Origin of the sequence: Devosia oryziradicis (assembly GCF_016698645.1) — a bacterium.
GTDB classification, from domain to species: domain Bacteria; phylum Pseudomonadota; class Alphaproteobacteria; order Rhizobiales; family Devosiaceae; genus Devosia; species Devosia oryziradicis.
The window spans coordinates 2,293,027-2,315,342 of record NZ_CP068047.1 but is presented as its reverse complement, the minus strand read 5'-3'; the positions used below and the strand labels follow the sequence as shown (position 1 = coordinate 2,315,342).

Genomic DNA, 22,316 nt, shown 5'->3' with positions numbered 1-22,316 from the left:
CATGACCTCACATCGCTACCGCTCGCACACCTGCGGCGCCCTTACCGCCAAGGAGGCCGGCCAGACCGTGCGCCTGAGCGGCTGGGTAAACCGCATCCGCGACCATGGCGGCCTGTTGTTTATCGACCTGCGCGACCATTACGGCGTGACCCAGGCCGTCATCGATCCTGATTCTCCCGCTTTCTCGGCGGCCGAAAAGGTGCGCTCGGAATGGGTGATCCGCATCGATGGCGAGGTAAAGCTCCGTGACGCCGCCGCAGTGAACCCCAACCTGCCCACCGGCACGATCGAGGTGTTCATTCGTGAGATCGAGGTGCTTTCGGCCGCCAAGGAGCTGCCGCTCCCGGTATTTGGTGACCAGGATTATCCTGAAGACGTTCGCCTGCGTTACCGCTTCCTCGACCTGCGTCGGGAGAAGCTGCATGCCAACATCGTCAAGCGCACCAAGATAATCGCGGCCATGCGGACAGGAATGACCGGACAGGGTTTTGCCGAGTATTCCACGCCCATCCTGACCGCGTCGTCGCCGGAAGGGGCGCGCGACTTCCTCGTGCCTTCACGCATCCATCCGGGCAAATTCTTCGCCCTGCCGCAGGCTCCCCAACAGTACAAGCAATTGCTGATGGTGGCCGGCTTCGATCGCTACTTCCAGGTCGCGCCCTGCTTCCGCGACGAGGACCCGCGCGCCGATCGCCTGCCGGGCGAGTTCTACCAACTCGACCTGGAAATGAGCTTCGTCACGCAGGAAGACGTGTGGAACACCACCCAGCCGGTGATTACCTCGATTTTCGAGCAGTTCGCCGAGGGCAAGCGCGTGACCAAGGACTGGCCGCGTATTCCCTACGAGACGGCCATCCGCAAGTATGGTTCGGACAAGCCGGACCTGCGCAACCCTATCGAAATCGAAGCCGTGACCGCGCATTTCGCCGGTTCGGGCTTCAAGGTGTTCGCCAGCCAGATCGAAGTCGATCCCAAGGTCGAAGTCTGGGCCATTCCGGCGAAGAACAAGGCGGGTGCCGAGCCGATCGGCCGTGCATTCTGCGACCGCATGAACGCCTGGGCGCAGGGCGAGGGCCAGCCGGGACTCGGCTATATCTTCTTCAAGGACGGGCAGGGGTCAGGCCCTATCGCGAAGAACATAGGCGAGGAACGTACTGCAGCCATCAAGGCGCAGTTCGGCCTGACCGACGGGGATGCCGTGTTCTTCGTCGCCGGGCGACCCGAGAAATTCTACAAGTTCGCCGGTGAGGCTCGCACCAAGATCGGCACCGATCTGGGCGTGGTCGATACCGAGCAGTTCGCGCTGTGCTGGATTGTCGATTTCCCGTTCTACGAGTGGAGCGAGGAAGAAAAGCGCGTGGACTTTGCCCACAACCCGTTCTCGATGCCGCAGGGCGGCATCGAGGCGCTCAACAGTCAGGATCCGCTGACTATCAAGGCGTACCAGTATGACGCCGTCTGCAATGGCTACGAGATCGCCTCGGGCTCAATTCGTAACCAATTGCCCGAGACCATGGTCAAGGCATTTGAGCTGACCGGCAAGAGCCGGGCGGAGGTCGAAGAACAGTTCGGCGGCCTCTATCGCGCCTTCCAGTATGGAGCACCGCCGCATGGCGGGGCTGCCTTCGGTATCGACCGCATCGTCATGCTGCTCTGCGGCGTCGCCAACTTGCGCGAGATCACGGCGTTCCCGATGAACCAGCAGGCGGAAGACCTGCTGATGGGCGCCCCAAGCCCCGCATCGGCCAAGGCCCTGCGCGAACTGAGCATCCGCCTCAACGTTCAGTAGCGCGGGCTCATTTCGCACCTCGGGCGCTCCGGCAACGGGGCCGCCTCACTTTGCCTGCAGATAATCCTTCAGGTGGTCAATAATCGGCCCCTGTTCCTCCTCGCGCCACTGCATCCGCACCTGCCGCTCGACGCCATTGATGACCGCGAAAAACGATAGTCCATCGTCATAGGGCAGGAAGCTTGAGCCAATAAAGGTCCAGTGCTCCCCCTCCGGATGCTCACCGCCATCAAAGTCGCGGAAGTGGCGGACGACGACGTAGTCATGCTCGCTCTGCAAATGGCCGAAGGACCCCGTCGGCCAGGTTCTAGCCAATTGACTTCTCCTTCATTTGCAACCGGTTAACCACCGTTAATGATCCGTTAAATGCTGGTTGATACCGCTTATAGGGCGAGAGACCGCGGCGGATTCGAATCTTGAAGTCCAGATATTCTCACATCCTGACCCTGATCGGAGCGCTGCTCGCGTTCGTGCCGATTATGGCGGTGGATTACCTGCTGGACAGCTATGTCCGGGTGCGAGAAAAAGAGCAGACACGGCAATATGTTGCCGGCGTTACCTCACAAATAGAAATCGGCGTGAACGACGCGATAGGTGCGCTTCGCCGCATCCTGGCGGAAAGTCCGTCCCTGTGCACGCCGACCTTTGTCGCAAATGTGCAGCGTGAGATCGAAACCAGCCTCAGCATGAAGCAGGTCCTGGTCGAGAACTCTGACGGTGTCCAATACTGCGACGCATTCGGACGTACGGTCGCCTATTCGCCGCTGTCGGAAAATCTGCCTGTGCCGGGCCATACGGAGACCATCACGCTCGTGCAGCTTGGTGACCTGGCCATGCCCGCACTCAAGATTACTCAGACTTTCGGCCAGACACGACGCGTCTCGGCCTTCATGCCGCTGATGGGGCAGACGTCGGAAGGGCTGACGCAGGCGCTCCCCAGCGCCGCCATGATGCGTGTGATGCTCACCAACGGCACCCCGGTGCTCACCATTGGCGATCCGGGTGCATATGACCGTCGCACATCCAGCGCCGAGTTCGTCATGGCTGAGGCGTTTGCTGGCGAGCTCCCGCTCAAGGTGGAGTACGCCATTCCCTTTGTCATGGCACGCGCGGCCTACGCCGACCTCGACGTCGCTTTCACGGCCATTGCCTGTGGCATGAGCGCCATCGTCCTGCTGTTGTCGCTGGGCTACGTCCGGCGTTCCCGTGTACCTGCCTTCGACCTCGAACGGGCAATCGCCCGTGGCGAAGTGAAGCCCTATTACCAGCCGGTCATCAACCTGCGGACCGGCGAACTTATGGGCTGCGAAGTTCTGTGCCGCTGGGAGAAGAAGAACGGGCAGATCGTGCCCCCGGGCGCCTTCATCGACTATGCCGAGGTCACCGGCCTTGCCATACCCATGACCCTGTCGCTTATGCAGCAGGTCAAGTTCGACCTGGGCGACCTCAGCCAGATGATGCCCGAACTCAAGATCTCCATAAACCTCTTCGAAGGCCACTTCCGCGACGACAGTATCGTCGAGGACGTCCAGGCCATCTTCGGCAATTCGCCGGTCAATTTCCGCCAACTGGTGTTCGAGATCACCGAGCGGCATCCACTGGCGAACTCGGCCGTCGCCAACAGTGTGATTGCCGGCCTCCACGCCCTGGGGTCGCGCATTGCCATGGACGACGCCGGCACCGGGCATTCCAACCTGGCTTACCTTGCCACGCTAGGCGTGGACATCATCAAGATCGACCGCATTTTCGTCGATATGGTCAAGCCAGGAACGACGCAGGTGCCGGTGCTGGACGGTCTGATATCGATGGCGAAGGATCTCGACTGCGAGATCGTGGCCGAAGGCGTCGAGACCGAGGAACAGGCACTTTACCTGCGGGCCCGCGGGGTAGTGCAGGCGCAGGGGTTCATCTTCGCACCCGCGCTCAAGATTGGCGCGTTCCGCGAACTGGCCACGGCGCTCCACGCGACGGCGACGCCGCGCAGCCGCATTGAAAGCATCGTTGCCAGCGCAGCGTGACGCGTTTTGCGACTTTAGTTGCAGCTTTGCGCCGACTTAGCCACTTTTCAACCGGGGCGATTGGTGGCACCAACGCTGTCCCAAACTATGTCCGCGAAACCAAGCAGCGGGCGAGGAGGACTGCGTGACGACCGACCTCAACGAGCAGCGGAAAGCCCTTCGCGAAGCCGCCCTGCATTTCCACGAGTTCCCCAAGCCCGGCAAGCTCGAGATCCAGCCGATCAAGCCGTTGGGCAACCAGCGCGACCTGGCGCTGGCCTATTCGCCCGGCGTCGCCGCGCCTTGCGAGGAAATCGCCGCCAATCCGGAATCGGTCGCCAAATACACCTCCCGGCAAAACCTGGTCGCAGTCATCTCCAACGGCACCGCCGTGCTGGGCCTGGGCAATATCGGTGCGCTGGCCAGTAAGCCGGTGATGGAGGGCAAGGCGGTGCTCTTCAAGAAGTTTGCCGGCATAGACGTGTTCGATCTTGAGATCGATGAGATCGATCCGCCCAAGTTCATCGAGGCCGTCGCGCCGCTATGGCCGACCTTTGGCGGCATCAACCTCGAGGACATCCGCGCGCCGGATTGTTTCGAGATCGAGGAAGCGCTGCGCGAGCGCATGCCGATCCCGGTTTTCCATGACGACCAGCATGGTACCGCGATCATCGTGGGCGCCGCGGTGCTGAACGGGCTTGAGCTCAAGGGCAAGAGGATCGACGAGGTCAAGATCTGCGCCTCGGGGGCAGGGGCCGCGGCAATCGCCTGCCTCAACGTGCTGGTGGCCCTGGGCGCCAAACACGAGAATATCTGGGTCGCCGACAAGGATGGCCTGGTCACCCACAAGCGCAATGACGTCAATGACAAGTGGCGCGGCCAGTTCCGGCGCACCAGCGACGCCACCACGCTGGCCGAAGTGATCGACGGCGCCGATATCTTCCTGGGTCTCTCGGCCGCCGGCGCATTGAAGCCGGAAATGCTGGCCAAAATGGCACCCAAGCCGCTGATCCTGGCGCTCGCCAATCCCAATCCGGAGATCACGCCGGAACTGGCCAGGGAGACCCGGCCCGACGCCATGGTCTGCACCGGGCGGTCGGACTATCCCAACCAGGTCAACAATGTCCTCTGCTTCCCCTTCATCTTCCGCGGTGCGCTCGACGTGGCCGCCACGACGATCAACGAGGAAATGAAGCTGGCCGCCGTGCGCGCCATCGCCAAGCTGGCCCATGAGCCCGGCCTCGAAGTGTCGCCTTCCGGAGCCCCGGCCGTCTTTGGTCCCGAGCACATCATTCCCAATCCGTTCGACCAGCGGCTGATCCTCCGCATCGCCCCGGCCGTGGCGCGGGCGGCGATGGAATCGGGTGTCGCCAAGAAGCCCATTGCCGACTGGGACGCGTACCAGGACAGCCTCAACCGCTTCGTCTTCCGCTCGGGCCTTGTCATGAAGCCGATCATCGATCGGGCCCAGGGGCAGCAGAAGCGCATCGCCTTTGCCGATGGCGAAGATGAGCGCGTGCTCCGGGCCACGCAGGTCCTGCTGGAAGAGCGTATCGCCCGTCCTATCCTCGTTGGCCGCCCTTCGGTCATCGAGGCTCGTATCGAACGCTTCGGGCTCAGCCTGCGACCCGGTGTCGATTTCGAGGTGGTGAACCCCGAGGACGATCCGCGCTATCGCGACTATGTAAGCTTGTTCCATTCCCTGGTCGGCCGCAGCGGCGTGACGCCGGATACGGCCCGCCAGGTCGTGCGCACCAATACCACTGTCATCAGTGCCCTAGCGGTCAAACGCGGCGAGGCCGACGCGATGATCTGCGGGCTCCAGGGGCGCTTCATCAAGCACGTGCGCGACATCCGCTCGGTCATCGGCCTGCAGGACGGGGTTGCGGACGTTTCGGCGCTTTCCATGCTGATCATGCCCCGTGGTGCGTTCTTCCTGGCGGACACCTACGTCAACCAGGACCCAACGCCCGACGAAATCGTCGGCATTACGCTGCAGGCGCGCAATCACCTCAAGCGCTTCAACATCGAGGCCAAGGCTGCCCTGTTGAGCTATTCCAACTTCGGTTCGCGTGACGGCGACAGCGCCTACAAGATGCGGGAGGCCTACAACAGGCTCAAGGCAATCGCTCCCGATCTGATCGTCGAAGGCGAGATGCAGGGCGACCTGGCACTGAGCCAGGAGCTGCGCGAGCGCTACATTCCCGACAGCGTGCTGGGCGGTGAAGCCAACCTGCTGATCTTCCCCAACCTTGACGCGGCCAACCTTTCCATGACGCTGCTCAAGGAAATGAACAATGCGCTGTCCGTCGGCCCGATACTGATGGGTCCGCGCGCGCCAGCCCATATTCTCGCCCCGTCGGTTACCAGCCGCGGCATCGTCAACATGGCGGCAATTGCAGCCACCGAAGCCATGGGAACCGAAGCATGATCCGCCACACTGTCGTCTTCACCCTCAGGCATGCAGCAGGTTCGATGGAGGAGGGCGCCTTCCTCCGCGACGCCAAGGCCCTTGCCGCAATTCCCGGTGTCCAGAAGTTCGAACAACTCCGGCAGGTAAGCCCGAAGAACGACTATGCGTTCGGCTTCTCGATGGAATTTGCCGATCAGGCTGCCTATTCGGGCTATAACGACCACCCCGACCACGTCGCCTTCGTCCGCGACCGCTGGGTGCCCGAAGTGGCAAGGTTCCTGGAAATCGATTACGTGCCCATCTAGTTTCGGCACGCGCATCGACGCGTAAACGCCTTTGCCGGAGCCGGCGGACATAACGGTTGCAATGGCGGGTGAGGGCGGCCGGCCGAAAGGGTATAACCTCAACCCAGCCTTAACCCCTTGTTGGGCATAGTGGTTGGGTTCAATTTTGGTTAGCCCATGCCCACCCGCCTCAAACGTCCCGCAATTTGGCGTCCGCTGGCTTTGACGGTAGCTCTGCTGGGATTCCAAGGCTATCTCGGCTTTTCGGCAATCGGCGGGCAGTTCGGCATCGAAAGCCGGACGCAGATTCTCCTCGACATCGACCAGCTCAAGGCTCGGTCTTCAGCCCTGCAGGCCGAAATCGACGCCTACCGGCACCGCGCCACCCTGATGGATACGCGGCGGCTGGACCCTGACATTGTGATTGAACGGGCGCGTGCGCTTCTGAACATGGCGAATGCAGACGATGTCATCGTAATGGTCGACCCGCATACGGGTAAACCACTTTCCGGTAAATTCGAAGAATTAGCCACAGATGAGTTAACTCAACTTATCCAAGCTGATTCAACGCTCTAGCGGGCATCCGCGGGCTTGTTGTGGCATTGCTTTCCGCCCGGCGCTTGCACTATGATGCGCAACTGTGGCCAGATCGGGCCAAGCGGCAAATCCATTTCGATGCGGAGCGTTCCCATGGCGCGTAAGGCTGTGGCCACCAAGGCCAAGACGCAATCCAACGTACCCGAATTCACCAAGGAACAGGACCTCGAAGCCTATCGCGAGATGCTGCTGATCCGGCGGTTCGAGGAAAAGGCCGGCCAGATGTATGGCATGGGCCTGATCGGCGGTTTCTGCCACCTCTATATCGGACAGGAAGCCGTGGTCACCGGCATAACCATGGCGTCCGAAAAGGGCAAGGACGCCCAGATCACCGGTTATCGCGACCACGGCCACATGCTGGTCATGGGCCTGGACCCCAAGGGCGTCATGGCCGAGCTGACCGGCCGCCAGGGTGGCCTGAGCAAGGGCAAGGGCGGCTCCATGCATATGTTCAGCAACGAGCATCGCTTCTACGGCGGCAACGGCATCGTCGGTGCCCAGGTGTCGCTGGGGGCAGGGCTCGCCTTCGCCGCCAAGTATAAGGGCGACGGCTCCGTTTCGCTCGCTTACTTCGGCGACGGCGCGGCCAACCAGGGCCAGGTCTACGAGACCTTCAACATGGCCAAGCTGTGGAACCTGCCGGTCGTCTTCGTCATCGAAAACAACAAATATGCCATGGGCACCTCGATCGAGCGCGCCGCGGCAACGACCGATTTCTCCATGCGCGGCGCTTCGTTCAATATTCCGGGCGAACAGGTCGACGGCATGGACGTCCGCATGGTCTATGATGCCGCCAAGCGCGCCATCGAGCATGCCCGTTCCGGCAAAGGCCCGTTCATCCTCGAAATGCTGACCTACCGCTATCGCGGCCACTCCATGTCCGATCCGGCCAAGTACCGGTCCAAGGACGAGGTCACCAAGTACCGTCAGGAGCGCGACCCGATCGAGCAGGTTAAGGCGCGGTTGCTCGACGGTGGTTTCCAGACCGAGGAAGATCTCAAGAAGATCGAGAACGACATTCGTGCCATTGTCACGGAAGCCGCCGATTTCGCCACCAACGATCCAGAACCGGCAGCGTCCGAACTCTGGACCGACATCACCATCAGCGCCTGAGAGCCATAAATGAGCATCTTGCTCGGTGTGATCGCGCTATTCGCCATTCTGTCGCTGGTGGTCGCGGCCATTCAGGCCATTGCCATTGTGCGTCTGGCTCCGGCCAGCGAGCGGCTCGGCTCCTACATGCTGCTGGGCTGGTGGAAGTTCGGTCAACTCGAGCAGAAGGCCGGTCCTGCGGCGGCCGAGCATCTGGCGATCTACAAGCGGGCTGCCATCGCCTTTATCGTCTTCATCGTGCTGGGCGTTGCGCTCAGCGGGTGGGTGGTCAATCAAACACCGGCCAGCGCCAGCGCTTCGGCCGAGCCGCGGTTGATCAACGATCCGCGCGTCATTCCTGCCAAATTCGCCCTCAATACTGACCTTCGCCGCGCGGCCGTTGTGCCCGGCGTGCCCAATATCCTGGAGAGCTGATATGCCCCAAATCCTGATGCCCGCGCTCTCGCCCACCATGGAAGAGGGCAAGCTTGCCAAGTGGCTCGTCAAGGTCGGCGACTCCGTCAAGTCCGGCGACGTGCTGGCCGAGATCGAAACCGACAAGGCGACGATGGAAGTCGAGTCGGTCGATGAAGGCGTGGTCAAGGAACTGCTGGTTGCCGAGGGCACCGAAGGCGTGAAGGTCAATACGCCAATCGCACTGGTGCTGGCCGAGGGCGAAACGGCCTCCACCGCACCGGTAGCGCAGACGGCGCCGGAGCCGTCCGAAGCGCCCGTGGTGGCCGCAGAGAAGGCGGCCGAAGCCGCGCCGTCGGCCGCTGCTGTACCGGCCGCACCCAAATTCGAAGCCCAAAGCGATCCCGACCTGCCCGAAGGCGTCGAGATGGTAGAAATGACCGTGCGCCAGGCGCTGAACGAGGCCATGGCCGAGGAACTGCGTCGCGACCCCGACGTCTTCGTCATGGGCGAGGAAGTTGCCGAATACCAGGGCGCCTACAAGATCACGCAGAACCTGCTGCAGGAATTCGGCCCCCAGCGCATCATCGATACCCCAATCACCGAGCATGGCTTTGCCGGTCTCGCCGTCGGCGCCGCCTTCGCGGGTCTCAAGCCGATCGTCGAATTCATGACCTGGAACTTCGCCATGCAGGCGATCGACCAGATCATCAACTCGGCCGCCAAGCAGCTCTATATGTCTGGCGGCCAGGTGACGGCGCCGATGGTGTTCCGTGGCCCGAACGGCGCCGCGGCCCGCGTGGGTGCGCAGCACAGTCAAGACTACTCGGCCTGGTACAGCCACGTCCCCGGCCTCACCGTCATTGCCCCCTATAGCGCCGCGGACGCCAAGGGCCTGCTCAAGGCGGCGATCCGTTCGCCGAACCCGGTGGTCTTCCTCGAAAACGAAATCCTCTACGGCTCGACGGGCCTGGTGCCCAAGGTCGACGATTTCCTGCTGCCGATCGGCAAGGCCCGTATCGCTCGCAAGGGGAAGGATGTGACCATCGTCTCGTTCTCGATGGGCATGCGCTACGCTACCCAGGCGACCGAGAAGCTGGTTGCCGCCGGCGTCGACGTGGAACTGATCGACCTTCGCACGCTGCGCCCGCTGGACAGCGATACTGTCATCGAATCGGTCAAGAAGACCGGCCGTCTGGTGACTGTGGAAGAGGGCTGGCCGCAGGGTGGTATCGGCGCCGAAATTTCGGCTCGCGTCATGGAACAGGCTTTCGACTATCTCGACGCCCCGGTGATGCGCGTCACCGGCAAGGACGTGCCCATGCCCTATGCCGCCAACCTCGAGAAGCTGGCGCTGCCGAACGTCGATGAAGTGATTGCGGCGGTGAATGCCGTGACCTACCGCTCGTAAGGAGAACCGGGATGCCAATCGATATCACCATGCCGGCGCTCTCTCCGACGATGGAAGAGGGCAAGCTTGCCAAGTGGCACGTCAAGGAAGGGGACAGCGTCTCTTCGGGTGACGTCATCGCCGAGATCGAAACCGACAAGGCCACGATGGAAGTCGAAGCGGTCGACGAGGGCAAGATCGGCAAGATCATGGTCGCCGAAGGCACCGAGAACGTGAAGGTCAATGCCGTGATCGCGGTGCTGCTGCAGGAAGGCGAGAGCGCCGACACGGTCGCTGCGCCCAAGGCCGCTCCCGCTCCCGCACCGGAAGCCAAGACAGAGCAACCCAAGGCGGACGCTGGCGCGACGATGCGTGAGAACACCGCGACGCAAGCGGCTCCGACCGCAAACGCCAATACCGGTACCAGCGCCCCAACGGCGGCCACCAAGCCTGCCGATGGCAATTTCCAGGGCAACGGCAAGGTGTTTGCCTCTCCGCTGGCCCGCCGGTTGGCCAAGGAAGCCGGCATTGATGTCTCGGGGATTTCCGGCTCCGGTCCCAAAGGCCGGGTGGTCAAATCCGACGTCGAAGCTGCCAAATCCGGCAAGGCGCCGCTCAAGGCGGCCGCATCCGCTCCGGCTACCGGGGCGGGGGTCGCGGCGCCTGCCGGCGGCATGACCAAGGCGCAGGTGCTCGCCCTCTATCCGGAAGGCAGCTACGAACTCGTGCCCAACGATGGCATGCGCAAGGTGGTGGCCGCGCGCCTCACCGAATCCAAGCAGACCGTGCCGCATTTCTACCTGACGCTCGATTGCAAGATCGACGCGCTGCTGGCCGCCCGCGAACAGATCAATGCCTCCGCGCCCAAGGGCAAGGACGGCAAGCCGGGCTACAAGCTGTCGGTCAATGACTTCGTCATGAAGGCCTGGGCTGTGGCTCTGCAGCGCGTGCCGACGGCCAATGCCACCTGGGCGGGCGACTCGATCCTCTATCACAAGCGCAGCGACGTGGCGGTTGCAGTCTCGGTGCCCGGCGGCTTGTTCACGCCCGTGGTCAAGTCCTGCGATACCAAGACGCTTCGGGAAATCTCCGAAGAGGTCAAGGATCTGGCAACTCGCGCCCGCGGCAAGAAGCTGGCGCCGCATGAATATCAGGGTGGCTCGACCTCGGTTTCCAACCTGGGCATGTTCGGCATCAAGGAATTTGCCGCGGTCATCAACCCGCCCCATGGCACCATTCTGGCCGTCGGCGTGGGTGAGGAACGCGTCTATGCCGACAAGGGCGAGATCAAGATCGCCCAGTTCATGACCGTTACCCTCAGTTGCGATCACCGCGCTGTCGACGGCGCGCTGGGGGCGGAAGTACTTGGGGTGTTCAAGGGCCTGATCGAAAACCCGGTGATGATGCTGGCCTAAGGGGCGAAGCACATGAAAACCATTCTCGCATATGGCGACAGCCTGACTTTCGGAGCCAATCCACAGAGCGGCGGCCCCCGCCATGCCTACGAGGATCGCTGGCCGACAGCTCTCGAGCGGGGCCTGGGTGGGAAGGTTCGCGTGATTGCCGAAGGGCTGGGCGGTCGGACTACCGTCTCAGACGATTGGTATGCCAATGCCGATCGCAACGGTGCCCGTATCCTGCCGACGCTCCTGGAGAGTCATTCCCCGCTGGACATGGTCATCATCATGCTCGGCACCAATGACCTCAAGCCCGCCATTTGCGGCTCGGCGCTCGAAGCCTCGTTCGGCATGCGGCGCCTGGTTCAGCTGATCCGCGGCCACTATGCCGGCAAGGGCGAGACCGCACCGCAGATCATTCTCGTGGCCCCGCCACTGATTTGCGACAGTGACAACGCCGACATGATAGGTCACTTCGGCGGCCTGGCGCATGGCCTGGAACAATCAGGCCAGTTTGCCACCCACTATGCGCGGCGCGCGCAGGAGTGGAATACCGGTTTCTTCGATGCCTCGACGGTGGCCAAGGCCGATCCGCTTGATGGCGTCCATCTCGACGCGGCCAATACCCGCGCGATCGGCGAGGGGCTCGTGCCGGTCGTCAAATCCATGCTGGGTCTTTGACCCACTCACTCGACTATTCTGGAGGCCCAAATGGCTGACCAATACGACCTTCTCGTCATCGGCGCCGGCCCCGGCGGCTATGTTGCCGCCATCCGTGGCGCGCAGCTCGGCATGAAGGTGGGCATCATCGAGCGTGAGCATATGGCAGGCATCTGCTCCAACTGGGGCTGCATCCCGACCAAGGCGCTGCTGCGCTCTGCCGAAATCTACGGCCACATGAGCCACGCCAAGGACTACGGCCTGACCGCCGAGACGTTCGGCTTTGACATCGACGGGGTCGTCAAGCGTTCACGCGCCATTGCCGCGCAGATGAACAACGGCGTCCAGTTCCTGATGAAGAAGAACAAGGTCGACATCATCTGGGGCGAGGGTGTCATCACCAAGCCAGGTGAAGTCAAGGTGGCGCCGACCAAGAAGGCCATCCAGCAGCCTCAGGTGCCGCCGCCGAAGAATGCGCTGGGCGAAGGCACATACAAGGCGAAGAACATCATCATCGCCACCGGGGCCCGTCCGCGCGTCCTCCCCGGCATTGAGCCCGACGGCGACAAAATCTGGACGTACTTCGAGGCCATGAAGCCGGCCACCATGCCCAAATCGCTGGTCGTGATGGGCTCTGGCGCCATAGGCGTCGAGTTCGCGTCCTTCTACCGCTCGATGGGCGCTGAAGTGACAATCATTGAGCTACTGCCGCAGATCATGCCGGTAGAAGACTCCGAGATCGCCGCCCTTGCCCGCAAGCGGCTCGAGAAGCGCGGAATCAAGATCTTGACCGATGCCAAGGTCGCCAAGGTCGAAAAGACCAAGGACGGCGTCGTCGCCCATGTGGAGACCAAGGATGGCAAAAGCCAGCAGATTGCCGGCGAGAGGCTGATCTCGGCTGTTGGCGTGCAGTGCAATATCGAAGGCCTTGGCCTCGAAACCGTCGGCGTCAAGACCGAGCGCGGCGCCATCGTCATCGACCACTATGGCGCGACCAACGTCGCCGGCATCTGGGCCATCGGCGACGTCGCTGGTCCCCCAATGCTGGCGCACAAGGCCGAGCACGAGGCCGTCATCACGGTCGAAAAGATCGCTGGCATGAACGTCCACGGCCTCGACAAGACCAAGGTTCCCGGCTGCACCTATTGCGAGCCGCAGGTCGCGTCGGTCGGCCTTACGGAAGCCAAGGCCAAAGAGGCGGGTCGCGAGATCAAGGTCGGCCGCTTCCCCTTCGTGGGCAACGGCAAGGCGATCGCCCTTGGCGAACCGGATGGTCTGGTAAAGACCATCTTCGATGCCAAGACCGGCGAGTTGCTGGGGGCCCACATGGTAGGCGCCGAGGTGACCGAGCTTATCCAGGGTTTCGTCGTTGCCATGAACCTCGAGACCACCGAGGAAGACCTGATGCACACCATTTTCCCGCATCCGACGCTGAGCGAAACGATGAAGGAAAGCGTTCTGGATGCCTATGGTCGCGCGCTGAACATCTAGCGCCGGCCCGAGGCAAACAACGCAAAGGAGTTATCCACATGGTCAAGGCGATCCAAGTCGGCCTGGGACACTGGGGATTCAGCTGGACCAAGGAAGTTATCCCCAAAGTTCCCAACATCCACATGGTTGGCTATGTGGACAGCAGTCCCGAGGCCACCAAGCGGGTTCAGACCGAACTGGGCATCGAAGAGAAGCGCTGCTTCAGCAGCCTGGACGAGGCTGCGCAGGGGGTGGAGGCAGACCTCGCCATTTGTACGCTGCGCACCGAGGCGCATTACCCTGTCGTCAAGCGTTGCCTGGAATTGGGCTTCAACGTCCTGGTTGAGAAGCCTTTCACTTCGACCATCGCGCAAGCCAAGGAACTCGTGGAACTCGCGCGGGCAAATGGCCGCGTGCTGATGGTCAGCCAGAACTATCGTTTTCAGCCGGCACCGATCGCGGCGGCCGAACTGATCGGCGCGCAGAAATTCGGTCCGGTAAACCTGGTTTCCATCGAGTTCCGACGCCATGCCCCCAGCCAGGGCTACCGCTATTGGGACATGCCTGATCCACTCCTGGCTGACATGTCGATCCACCATTTCGACCTGATGCGCATGGTGTTGAACGACAATCCCAAGCGCGTCTCCTGCCGCACCTGGAACCCGCCAGCCAGCCCGTTTGGCCACCACCCGATTGGCGTGGCAACGCTGGAATTCGAGAAGGGGACGATTGTCTCCTATCGCGGCAGTTGGATGAGCTCCGGCCCGGTGACGCCCTGGGCGGGTGAGTGGACCATGGACTGCTCGGAGGGCGAGATCGTCTGGAGTTCGCGCGACCATTTCATGGGCAAGGCCGGCCCCGACAGGCTGAGTCTGCGCGAGCGGGATGGCGAGGCTGTGCCCTTTCCCCTCGAACCAATTGAATTTGCCGACCGCACCGGCACCCTGGCGGCCATCGCCAAGGTTATCGAGACGGGCTCGATTCCGGCGCGCTTCAGCTCGGGTGAGGATAACCTTCACTCCCTTGCTCTCGTGCAGGCAACGATCTTGTCCGCCGCGCGCAACGGCGAATGGGTCGAAATCGCAGAGGTTCTGCAGTGACTGCGCATAGGGCCGCAGATCAGGTCGAGGCAGGGGGTAGGGGCTTGAAGGGCGCTCGCCGAGAGGCAATATCTCGTGGAGCGTTTGAGAGGGCAAAGCATGGCACTACCGGAACGGCAGTCCACAGGCGGGGGCTTCACCATGGGTGGCAATAATAATCGCGCGATCCTGATCTTTCTGGGAATCGGCATCTTGGCGGGCTTCCTCGCCAGCCTGGTCGTCGGAGGCGGCGGGCTTATCACTTACCTCGTGAGTGGGGTGATCGGTTCGTTCGTGGGAGGGTATCTGTTCACCGCGCTACGGATTGATCTGGGAATTCGCAACGATGTGGTTCGCCAGATCGTCACCTCGACCGTCGGCGCCATCATCGTCGTGCTGCTGGCACGGCTGATTGCCTAAACAGTCAGGACATCCATTGGTCACTCTGATCGACACCTCCGCGCTCAAGCCACGCCACCCTGAAAAGGCCAATCGGCCCGAAAGCGTGGTGTTGCGCAAGCCGGACTGGATCCGCGTCAAGGCGCCGGGTTCTCCGGTTTACAAGGAAACCCAGCAGATCGTGCGCGAGAACAACCTCGTCACCGTCTGCGAGGAGGCCGGCTGCCCCAATATCGGGGAGTGCTGGTCCAAGAAGCACGCGACCATGATGATCATGGGCGAGATTTGCACGCGCGCCTGCGCCTTCTGCAACGTGCGCACCGGCCTGCCGGGGCCGCTCGACCCCAATGAACCTGAGAACGTCGCGCGCGCCGTGGCCAAGCTTGGCCTCGAGCATGTGGTCATCACCTCGGTGGACCGGGACGACCTGGCCGATGGTGGGGCGCGCCACTTTGCCGATGTCATCCTGGCCATCCGTGCTGCGACGCCCAAGACAACCATCGAAATCCTGACGCCGGACTTCCTCCGCAAGGAAGGCGCGCTGGAAATAGTCGTGGCCGCCAGGCCCGACGTGTTCAACCACAACCTCGAGACGGTGCCGTCCAAGTACCTCAAGGTGCGCCCGGGCGCCCGCTATTTCCACTCCATCCGCCTGCTGCAGAAGGTCAAGGAACTCGACCCGACCATGTTCACCAAATCAGGCATCATGGTCGGCCTCGGCGAGGAGCGGAACGAAGTGCTGCAGCTGATGGACGACCTGCGCTCGGCCGATGTGGATTTCCTGACCATTGGCCAGTATCTGCAGCCGACCAAGAAGCATTATCCGTTGCAGCGCTTCGTGACGCCGGACGAGTTCAAGTCCTATGCCACGGTGGCGTCGGCCAAGGGCTTTGCGCTGGTCTCGTCCAGCCCGCTGACCCGTTCGTCCCACCATGCCGGCGAAGACTTCGCCAGGCTCAAGGCCGCCCGCATGGCCAAGATGGGTCACTAGGCGCTGTTGTGAGCGCCTCGAGCATTTAGTAGACCTCATGGTGAGCTTGTCGAACCACGAGGTCGTGGCAAGATTTATGTGCCCGACCTCGTGGTTCCACAAGCTCACCATGAGGTCTCATTTCTTCCAGAGCCCAAACTAATGAAGCGTTTCTTCGAGCGGCATGTGCCGCACCTACCCAACCGCATGTACGACATCGTCGCCGATCTCGGCGACTACCCGCGCTTCATTCCCAACTGCAAGGCGATGGAAGTCCGCGCCGACCCCGCCGCCGGCGCGGCGGACGTGCGCCTGGCGCGGATGACACTATCCTTTGGGCCGGTCACCCAGGCTTATACCAGCCGCGTTACCCTCGACGACAAGGCGCTCACCATCAAGGCCAAGGCGGTGGATGGGCCCTTCGCCTATCTCGACAGCGTCTGGAGTTTCGAGCCCGAGGGCATGGGCACCCGCGTACGCTTCGAGATCGACTTCAAGATCTCCAACCCGCTGATCGCAGCGGTAGCCGAACCTGCTTTTGCTGCCAAGCAAGACGAAATTATGCAGGCTTTCGTCGACGAGGCCGACCGGCGCTACGGAGACTGACTTCGCGCTGGAAGGTCATGAGGACTTAGTCCGCGTCGCTGGTCAGCACCTGCAGCACAAGGTCGAGCGCCGCACTAACGCTTGCGCGCCGAATTTCGTCCCGGCCGAGGTTGCCGAACTTGTGTTCGATGACCAGCGTGGCAAGTTCGGAGGACACGGCGATATAGACCAAGCCTACCGGCTTCTTCTCGCTGCCACCATCGGGGCCGGCAATGCCGGTGACGGCAACCGCATAATCCGCCCGGGCAGTGTTGCGAGCACCATCGGCCATGGCGCGGGCAACCTGATTGCTGACTGCGCCATAGTCGCGGATCAGGCGAGCCTGGACATGGATCATGCGGGACTTGGCCGCATTGGCATAGGTGACGTATCCCCCGTAAACGGCCGCCGATGCGCCGGGAATGTCCGTCAGGGCAGAGGCAACCATGCCGCCAGTGCAGCTTTCCGCGGTGACGATACTCTGCTTTTTCTCGGTGAGGATCTCGATGATCTGCTTGCCCGCGTCGACCGGGGCCGGTTCCGCTTTCCTGGCTGACATCAATCGACCCTCGGCACTTCTACGCTTGCGCTCGCCATCGCCACGATACCTTCCTCCCGCCCGGTAAACCCGAGCTGCTCGCTTGTCGTTGCCTTGATCGCGATCCTCGAGGTCGCGATGCCAAGTGTCTCGGCGATGATCCCCTGCATCGCTGAGACATGCGGTCCGATCCTCGGCGCTTCGCAGACGATTGTCACGTCCAGATTGACGATGCGCCCGCCGGCTTTGGCGACCAGGTCACCGGCATGCTTGAGGAAGACTGAAGACGCGGCGCCACGCCACTGCATGTCGGAGGGCGGGAAGTGCACCCCGATGTCCCCTTCGCCAATGGCGCCCAGGATGGCGTCGGTCAGCGCGTGCAGCGCAACGTCGGCATCCGAATGCCCCCTGAGCTTGGCCTTGTGCGGAATGCGGACGCCGCCCAGCCAGACAGCATCGCCGGGCTCGAACGGATGGACGTCAAAGCCGGTGCCGATGCGGGTTTCCATTTGCCTGTCTCCGGAAATGATACGCTCTGCCCGGGCAAAGTCCTCGGGATGGGTGATTTTGATATTGTCGCGATCCCCCTCGACCATGGCGACGCGCAGGCCGGCCCATTCGGCGATCTCGGCATCGTCGGTAAACTGGCGGCGAATGGTCGAAGCACGCATATGGGCCGAGAAGATTTGCCCGAAGCGAAAGCCCTGCGGCGTCTGCGCGGCGAAGAGCTGGTTGCGATCCTCGGTAGTACTGACCTGCTGGCCGTCCAACGAGCGCTTGATGGTGTCGGTGACCGGCGCAACGGGTAAGGCGCCCTCATAGCGCTCGAGCGCGGCGATAACGTTGGCTATCACAGTGGTCGTGGCGAAGGGACGTGCTGCGTCCTGTATCAGCACGAGATCGGGCCGCAGCGGCGCCAATGCCTTCAATCCTTCGAGCACCGAAGCCTGCCGCGTGGCTGCGCCGACAACCGGCGCCAGCAGCCGCTCATCGGCGAGCCGCAGGGTCGCATAGCGCTCCGCATGATCGGGATGGATGACGGGCACGATGGCCGTGATGCTCGGCAGGGCCAGGAACGCATTGATGGTGCGAGCCAGCACTGGCTTGCCAGCAAGCTGGCGGTATTGCTTGGGATCACCAGAACCGTCCGCGTTGACGCGCTTTCCCTTGCCGGCCGCCACAACGATGACTGCTATGGATTTTTCGCGCATGGAACCGGCTGACTCGGACTTGAAACCGTCATCTGGTCGTGGTCTAGCGCCCGCCACAGCATGCGGCAAGTGCAGGGCAGCCGCACCGCCATGAGCACCACATAGGGTGTTGCACTGTCAGGCGTTTTGGCTATTGTGCGGGCACTATTTCGAAAGTGATCATTTCTGGGGCAGTTTGTGTCTGTTGATGCCTGCAAGTTGAGCATCGGTGACCACTTGGTGCGCAACAACGCGTTCCTGGCGCCGATGGCAGGAATCACCGACCGCCCGTTCCGCAAGCTCGCCGAGCGCTTCGGCGCCGGCATGGTCGTGTCGGAAATGATCGCGAGCAACGCGCTGGCAGTTGGCAATCAGGACATGGCCCGCAAGCTCGGCCGGCCAGGTACGCTGCCTCATATGGTCCAGCTCGCCGGCTGTGAGGCCGAATGGATGGCCCGCGGCGCCCGCATCGCGCATGACGCCGGTGCCGACATCATCGACATCAATTTCGGCTGCCCCGCGAAACGCGTGACCAACGGTTATGCCGGATCGGCGCTGATGCGGGTTCCCGACCATGCGATGACGCTGATCGATGCGGTGGTGAAAGCCACCCCACTTCCAGTGACCGTCAAGATGCGGCTGGGCTGGGACGATGACAGCCTCAATGCCGCGGAGATGGCGCGACGCGCGGTCGATGCCGGCGTGAAGATGATCACCGTGCATGGCCGTACCCGGCAGCAGTTCTACAAGGGCTTTGCCCGCTGGGATCTGGTTCGAGCCGTGGTCGAGGCGGTGGACGTGCCGGTCGTGGTCAATGGCGACATCATCGACCTGGCAAGCGCACGCGAAGCCCTGCAGCAGTCAGGCGCTGCGGCGGTGATGCTGGGCCGCGGCGCGCAGGGGCGACCCTGGGCCGTGGCCCAGATCGGGGCAGGGCTGACGGGGCAGGCGGCTCCAATCGCTCCACAAGGCGCGGAACTGGCCCAACTGGTCGCAGAGCACTACCAGGACATGCTGATCGAGTATGGCACCGCCGTCGGCCTGCGCGCCGCGCGCAAGCACCTCGACTGGTACGTCGAGGGCGCCGGTATCGTGCTCGACAAACCCACCCGCAACGCCTTCCTTAACAGTGAAGACCCCGATGACGTCATCCGTCAGATCGGCACTATCTTCTCCAGCGAACAAAGGGCCGCAGCATGAGCGCCATTGAGGCAGCGGCGCCCGCCGTCAGCCCTGTTCCGTCAACGGCGGTACTGCAGGCGCTGCCGCAGCCGATCATCGTTTGCGCAGAAGACCGCCAGATCGCCTTCGTCAACTACGCGGCTGAAGCCTTCTTTGGCGCGTCGCTGAGCGTGCTGACCCGTCAGCGGCTCGATGACCTGATTGCCTTCGGCTCGCCAATCATCAGCCTGGTCGAAACCGTTGCCGCGCGTCGCGCACCCATGACCGAGTATCGCGTGCGCATCGGCTCCTCGCGCTTTGGCGACGAACGGATCGCGGATGTTTTCGCCAGTCCGCTATCGGACAATGACGGCCGGGTAGCGCTGCTGATCCAGGAACGCACCATGGCCGACAAGATTGACCGGCAGATGGTGTCACGCGGCGCGGCACGCTCTGTGACGGGCCTGGCCTCCATGCTGGCCCACGAGATCAAGAACCCGCTCTCTGGCATCCGTGGCGCAGCGCAACTGCTGGAGCAGACAGTCAACAACGACGAAATCCCGCTGGCCCGGTTGATCCGTGAGGAAACCGATCGCATCGTCCACCTGATCGACCGGGTGGAAGTGTTTGGCGACGAGCGGCCGATGGAGCGCGAGCCGATCAACATCCACGTGGTGCTGGATCGGGTAAAGCTGCTGGCCCGCAACGGCGTGGCGCGGGGCATCGCCTTCTCGGAAGAGTACGATCCGTCACTGCCGCCGGTCTATGGCAACCGCGACCAGTTGATCCAGGTATTCCTCAATTTAGTGAAGAATGCCTCGGAAGCCCTTGAACGTACACAGAAACCTGAGATCAAGTTCTCGACCGCGTTCCGGCCCGGCATTCGCATCAGCGTCACGGGCGTGTCCGAGCGCATTTCGCTGCCGCTCGAGATCGTCATCGAGGATAATGGCCCTGGTGTGCCGCCCGATATCCTGCCGTTCCTCTTCGATCCGTTCGTCACCACCAAGCAGAACGGCTCCGGTCTGGGGCTGGCGCTGGTGGCCAAGATCGTGGGCGACCATGGCGGCGTCATCGACTGCGACAGCCGGCCAGGCCGGACCAAGTTCAGAATATTGCTTCCCGTTGCGAGCGGGGCATTCCAGGCACCACTTGATGAGGAACCGGCCAAATGAGCCATGTCGTCCTGCTCGCCGATGATGACGCCGCGATCCGCATGGTGCTCAACCAGGCCCTGACGCGCGCTGGATACGAAGTCCGGCCCACAGGCAACATTTCGACCATGTGGAACTGGGTTAGCCGGGGGGAGGGCGATATCCTCATCACCGACGTGGCCATGCCCGACGGCAATGCCTTCGAGGTAATGCCAAAGATCAAGAAGCTGCGTCCCGATCTGCCGATGATCGTGATGAGCGCTCAGAATACATTCATGACGGCTATTCGCGCCTCGGAAGTTGGCGCCTACGAATACCTGCCCAAGCCGTTTGACATCACCGAGGTGCTCTCGGTGGTGGCGCGGGCGCTGGCCGATGCTAAGAAGCCTACCAATGCCGAGCGCAAGGCCGAAGAGCCGGGCGAAACCATGCCGCTGGTGGGTCGCTCGACGGCGATGCAGGACATCTATCGCGCCTTGGCGCGGCTGATGCAGACCGATCTCACCGTGATGATCACCGGCGAAAGCGGCACCGGTAAGGAGCTCGTGGCCCGGGCGCTGCATGACTTCGGCAAGCGCCGTAACGGCCCGTTCGTCGCCATCAACATGGCCGCCATTCCGCGCGACCTGATCGAGGCGGAGCTGTTCGGCCACGAGAAAGGGGCTTTTACCGGCGCCAACACCCGTTCCTCCGGCCGCTTCGAGCAGGCTGAGGGTGGTACGCTGTTCCTCGACGAAATCGGCGACATGCCAATGGATGCCCAGACCCGTCTGCTGCGCGTGTTGCAGGAGGGCGAATACACCATGGTCGGCGGTCGCAGCGCCATAAAGACCAATGTGCGCATCGTCGCAGCGACTCACCGTGACCTCAGCCAGATGATCCGGCAGGGCCTGTTCCGCGAAGATCTCTACTACCGCCTCAATGTGGTGCCCATCCGCCTGCCGCCGCTGCGCGAGCGCGTCGACGACGTGGGCGACCTTGCGGCGCACTTCCTCAAGGTCGCACAGCGCGAGGGCGAGCCGATCAAGTCGATATCGCCTGAAGCCATTCGGTTGATGCAGAATTACTCCTGGCCGGGCAACGTTCGCGAACTGGAAAACCTCGTTCGCCGGCTATCGGCACTCTATGCCGATGAATCGATTTCGGCCGAGATCGTCCAGAACGAGCTCAACATTGCCGAGCGCCCGACCGTGGCGGGCGCTGCCGGACCGATGGACGTGTCGATGGCGGTGGAAACCCATGTCGGGCAGCTTCTGCGCGAGTATGAGCCGAACCTGCCGCCACCGGGCCTCTACCAGCGCGTGATCGACCGAGTGGAGGCGCCGTTGATCGCCATGGCGATCAATGCCTGTGGTGGCAACCAGATCAAAGCAGCGGACCTGCTCGGCCTCAACCGCAACACGCTGCGCAAGAAGATCCGCACGCACAGCATCGAGATCGTCAAGCATAGCCGCCGCAGCTAGCGCGCCGGTTTCCTGCCTGGCATGCGGTCCCACCGCCCCGAATGACGCAGCTTGCGAGACTGCTGCTGCAGATGACCGGAAAGCAGCGTCTCGACCGTTTCCGCTGCTGGCTTGCTCACCAGCGGCGCCACGACCAGTCGCCCGCCGACATTGGCGTGGATGGTGTTTCCTTCGACGAAATAACTTGCCCGATAGGCGCTTCCTTCGTGCTGGACCTCGACCTCCAGGACCACACTTGCCCGTTCCATCCCGTCTCCTCCGCAACAGGATCAGG

The 22,316-nt window shown here is 62.6% G+C and carries 22 protein-coding genes; 18 read left to right on the top strand and 4 right to left on the bottom strand.

Features of this window, described 5'->3' with window-relative positions; genetic code table 11:
* The first annotated feature begins 1 nt into the window (after position 1).
* Positions 2-1,789: an aspartate--tRNA ligase gene (gene aspS, locus JI749_RS11595; protein ID WP_201653819.1), complete on the top strand. Its 1,788-nt coding sequence runs from the start codon at positions 2-4 to the stop codon at positions 1,787-1,789.
* A 45-nt stretch (positions 1,790-1,834) separates the two neighbouring features.
* Here aspS and JI749_RS11590 read toward each other — a convergent pair whose 3' ends face one another.
* Positions 1,835-2,104, bottom strand: a complete 270-nt coding sequence (locus tag JI749_RS11590; RefSeq protein WP_201653816.1) for a DUF3601 domain-containing protein — start codon at positions 2,102-2,104, stop codon at positions 1,835-1,837.
* 101 nt (positions 2,105-2,205) lie between these two features.
* On the opposite strand from JI749_RS11590, the gene JI749_RS11585 reads away from it, so the two are divergent.
* The 14 genes from JI749_RS11585 (at position 2,206) to JI749_RS11520 (ending at position 16,557) form a co-directional block, all read left to right on the top strand.
* Complete coding sequence (locus JI749_RS11585) at positions 2,206-3,807, top strand: EAL domain-containing protein (RefSeq protein ID WP_201653813.1); 1,602 nt, start codon at positions 2,206-2,208, stop codon at positions 3,805-3,807.
* Between the two features lie 124 nt (positions 3,808-3,931).
* Positions 3,932-6,217: an NADP-dependent malic enzyme gene (locus JI749_RS11580; protein WP_201653810.1), complete on the top strand. Its 2,286-nt coding sequence runs from the start codon at positions 3,932-3,934 to the stop codon at positions 6,215-6,217.
* Positions 6,214-6,504 carry a Dabb family protein gene (locus tag JI749_RS11575; RefSeq protein ID WP_201653806.1) on the top strand — a complete coding sequence of 97 codons (291 nt, stop codon included), beginning with the start codon at positions 6,214-6,216 and terminating at the stop codon, positions 6,502-6,504. The genes JI749_RS11580 and JI749_RS11575 overlap by 4 nt, the downstream gene beginning before the upstream one ends.
* Positions 6,505-6,660: 156 nt before the next feature.
* Positions 6,661-7,059, top strand: coding sequence for an FtsB family cell division protein (locus JI749_RS11570; RefSeq protein WP_201653803.1), 399 nt, complete (start codon positions 6,661-6,663; stop codon positions 7,057-7,059).
* A 114-nt stretch (positions 7,060-7,173) separates the two neighbouring features.
* Positions 7,174-8,193 carry a pyruvate dehydrogenase (acetyl-transferring) E1 component subunit alpha gene (gene pdhA, locus JI749_RS11565; RefSeq protein WP_201653800.1) on the top strand — a complete coding sequence of 340 codons (1,020 nt, stop codon included), beginning with the start codon at positions 7,174-7,176 and terminating at the stop codon, positions 8,191-8,193.
* Between the two features lie 9 nt (positions 8,194-8,202).
* Positions 8,203-8,607 carry a hypothetical protein gene (locus JI749_RS11560; protein WP_201653797.1) on the top strand — a complete coding sequence of 135 codons (405 nt, stop codon included), beginning with the start codon at positions 8,203-8,205 and terminating at the stop codon, positions 8,605-8,607.
* Position 8,608: 1 nt separating this feature from the next.
* On the top strand, positions 8,609-9,997 hold the full coding sequence (locus JI749_RS11555) for a pyruvate dehydrogenase complex E1 component subunit beta (RefSeq protein WP_201653794.1): 1,389 nt from the start codon (positions 8,609-8,611) through the stop codon (positions 9,995-9,997).
* Between the two features lie 11 nt (positions 9,998-10,008).
* Positions 10,009-11,391, top strand: coding sequence for a pyruvate dehydrogenase complex dihydrolipoamide acetyltransferase (locus JI749_RS11550; RefSeq protein WP_201653791.1), 1,383 nt, complete (start codon positions 10,009-10,011; stop codon positions 11,389-11,391).
* A gap of 12 nt (positions 11,392-11,403) precedes the next feature.
* Entirely contained in the window at positions 11,404-12,054 is a 651-nt protein-coding gene (locus JI749_RS11545; protein ID WP_201653788.1) for an SGNH/GDSL hydrolase family protein, read from the top strand.
* Positions 12,055-12,084: 30 nt separating this feature from the next.
* Positions 12,085-13,524, top strand: coding sequence for a dihydrolipoyl dehydrogenase (lpdA, locus tag JI749_RS11540; protein WP_201653785.1), 1,440 nt, complete (start codon positions 12,085-12,087; stop codon positions 13,522-13,524).
* Between the two features lie 38 nt (positions 13,525-13,562).
* Positions 13,563-14,603, top strand: a complete 1,041-nt coding sequence (locus JI749_RS11535) for a Gfo/Idh/MocA family protein (RefSeq protein ID WP_201653782.1) — start codon at positions 13,563-13,565, stop codon at positions 14,601-14,603.
* 141 nt (positions 14,604-14,744) lie between these two features.
* Complete coding sequence (locus JI749_RS11530) at positions 14,745-15,002, top strand: GlsB/YeaQ/YmgE family stress response membrane protein (protein ID WP_201662772.1); 258 nt, start codon at positions 14,745-14,747, stop codon at positions 15,000-15,002.
* Positions 15,003-15,018: 16 nt separating this feature from the next.
* Entirely contained in the window at positions 15,019-15,972 is a 954-nt protein-coding gene (gene lipA / locus JI749_RS11525; RefSeq protein ID WP_201653779.1) for a lipoyl synthase, read from the top strand.
* 141 nt (positions 15,973-16,113) lie between these two features.
* Positions 16,114-16,557: a type II toxin-antitoxin system RatA family toxin gene (locus JI749_RS11520; protein ID WP_201653776.1), complete on the top strand. Its 444-nt coding sequence runs from the start codon at positions 16,114-16,116 to the stop codon at positions 16,555-16,557.
* Between the two features lie 25 nt (positions 16,558-16,582).
* Here JI749_RS11520 and JI749_RS11515 read toward each other — a convergent pair whose 3' ends face one another.
* Together JI749_RS11515 and JI749_RS11510 are read right to left on the bottom strand one after the other, a co-directional pair.
* Positions 16,583-17,095, bottom strand: coding sequence for a CinA family protein (locus JI749_RS11515; RefSeq protein WP_201653773.1), 513 nt, complete (start codon positions 17,093-17,095; stop codon positions 16,583-16,585).
* Positions 17,095-18,285, bottom strand: a complete 1,191-nt coding sequence (locus JI749_RS11510; RefSeq protein WP_201653770.1) for a bifunctional 2-C-methyl-D-erythritol 4-phosphate cytidylyltransferase/2-C-methyl-D-erythritol 2,4-cyclodiphosphate synthase — start codon at positions 18,283-18,285, stop codon at positions 17,095-17,097. Before JI749_RS11510 ends, JI749_RS11515 begins: the two co-directional genes overlap by 1 nt.
* 177 nt (positions 18,286-18,462) lie before the next feature.
* Here JI749_RS11510 and dusB point away from each other — a divergent pair, with 177 nt between their 5' ends.
* Genes dusB through ntrC form a run of 3 tightly spaced genes read left to right on the top strand, consistent with a single transcriptional unit; the run spans position 18,463 to position 22,042 of the window.
* Positions 18,463-19,464, top strand: coding sequence for a tRNA dihydrouridine synthase DusB (dusB, locus tag JI749_RS11505; RefSeq protein WP_201653767.1), 1,002 nt, complete (start codon positions 18,463-18,465; stop codon positions 19,462-19,464).
* Positions 19,461-20,600, top strand: a complete 1,140-nt coding sequence (locus JI749_RS11500) for a two-component system sensor histidine kinase NtrB (protein ID WP_201653764.1) — start codon at positions 19,461-19,463, stop codon at positions 20,598-20,600. Before dusB ends, JI749_RS11500 begins: the two co-directional genes overlap by 4 nt.
* Positions 20,597-22,042: a nitrogen regulation protein NR(I) gene (gene ntrC / locus JI749_RS11495; RefSeq protein ID WP_201653761.1), complete on the top strand. Its 1,446-nt coding sequence runs from the start codon at positions 20,597-20,599 to the stop codon at positions 22,040-22,042. The genes JI749_RS11500 and ntrC overlap by 4 nt, the downstream gene beginning before the upstream one ends.
* Here the strand turns inward: ntrC and JI749_RS11490 are convergent.
* Positions 22,039-22,290, bottom strand: a complete 252-nt coding sequence (locus JI749_RS11490; protein ID WP_201653758.1) for a hypothetical protein — start codon at positions 22,288-22,290, stop codon at positions 22,039-22,041. The genes ntrC and JI749_RS11490 overlap by 4 nt on opposite strands.
* Positions 22,291-22,316 lie beyond the last annotated feature (26 nt).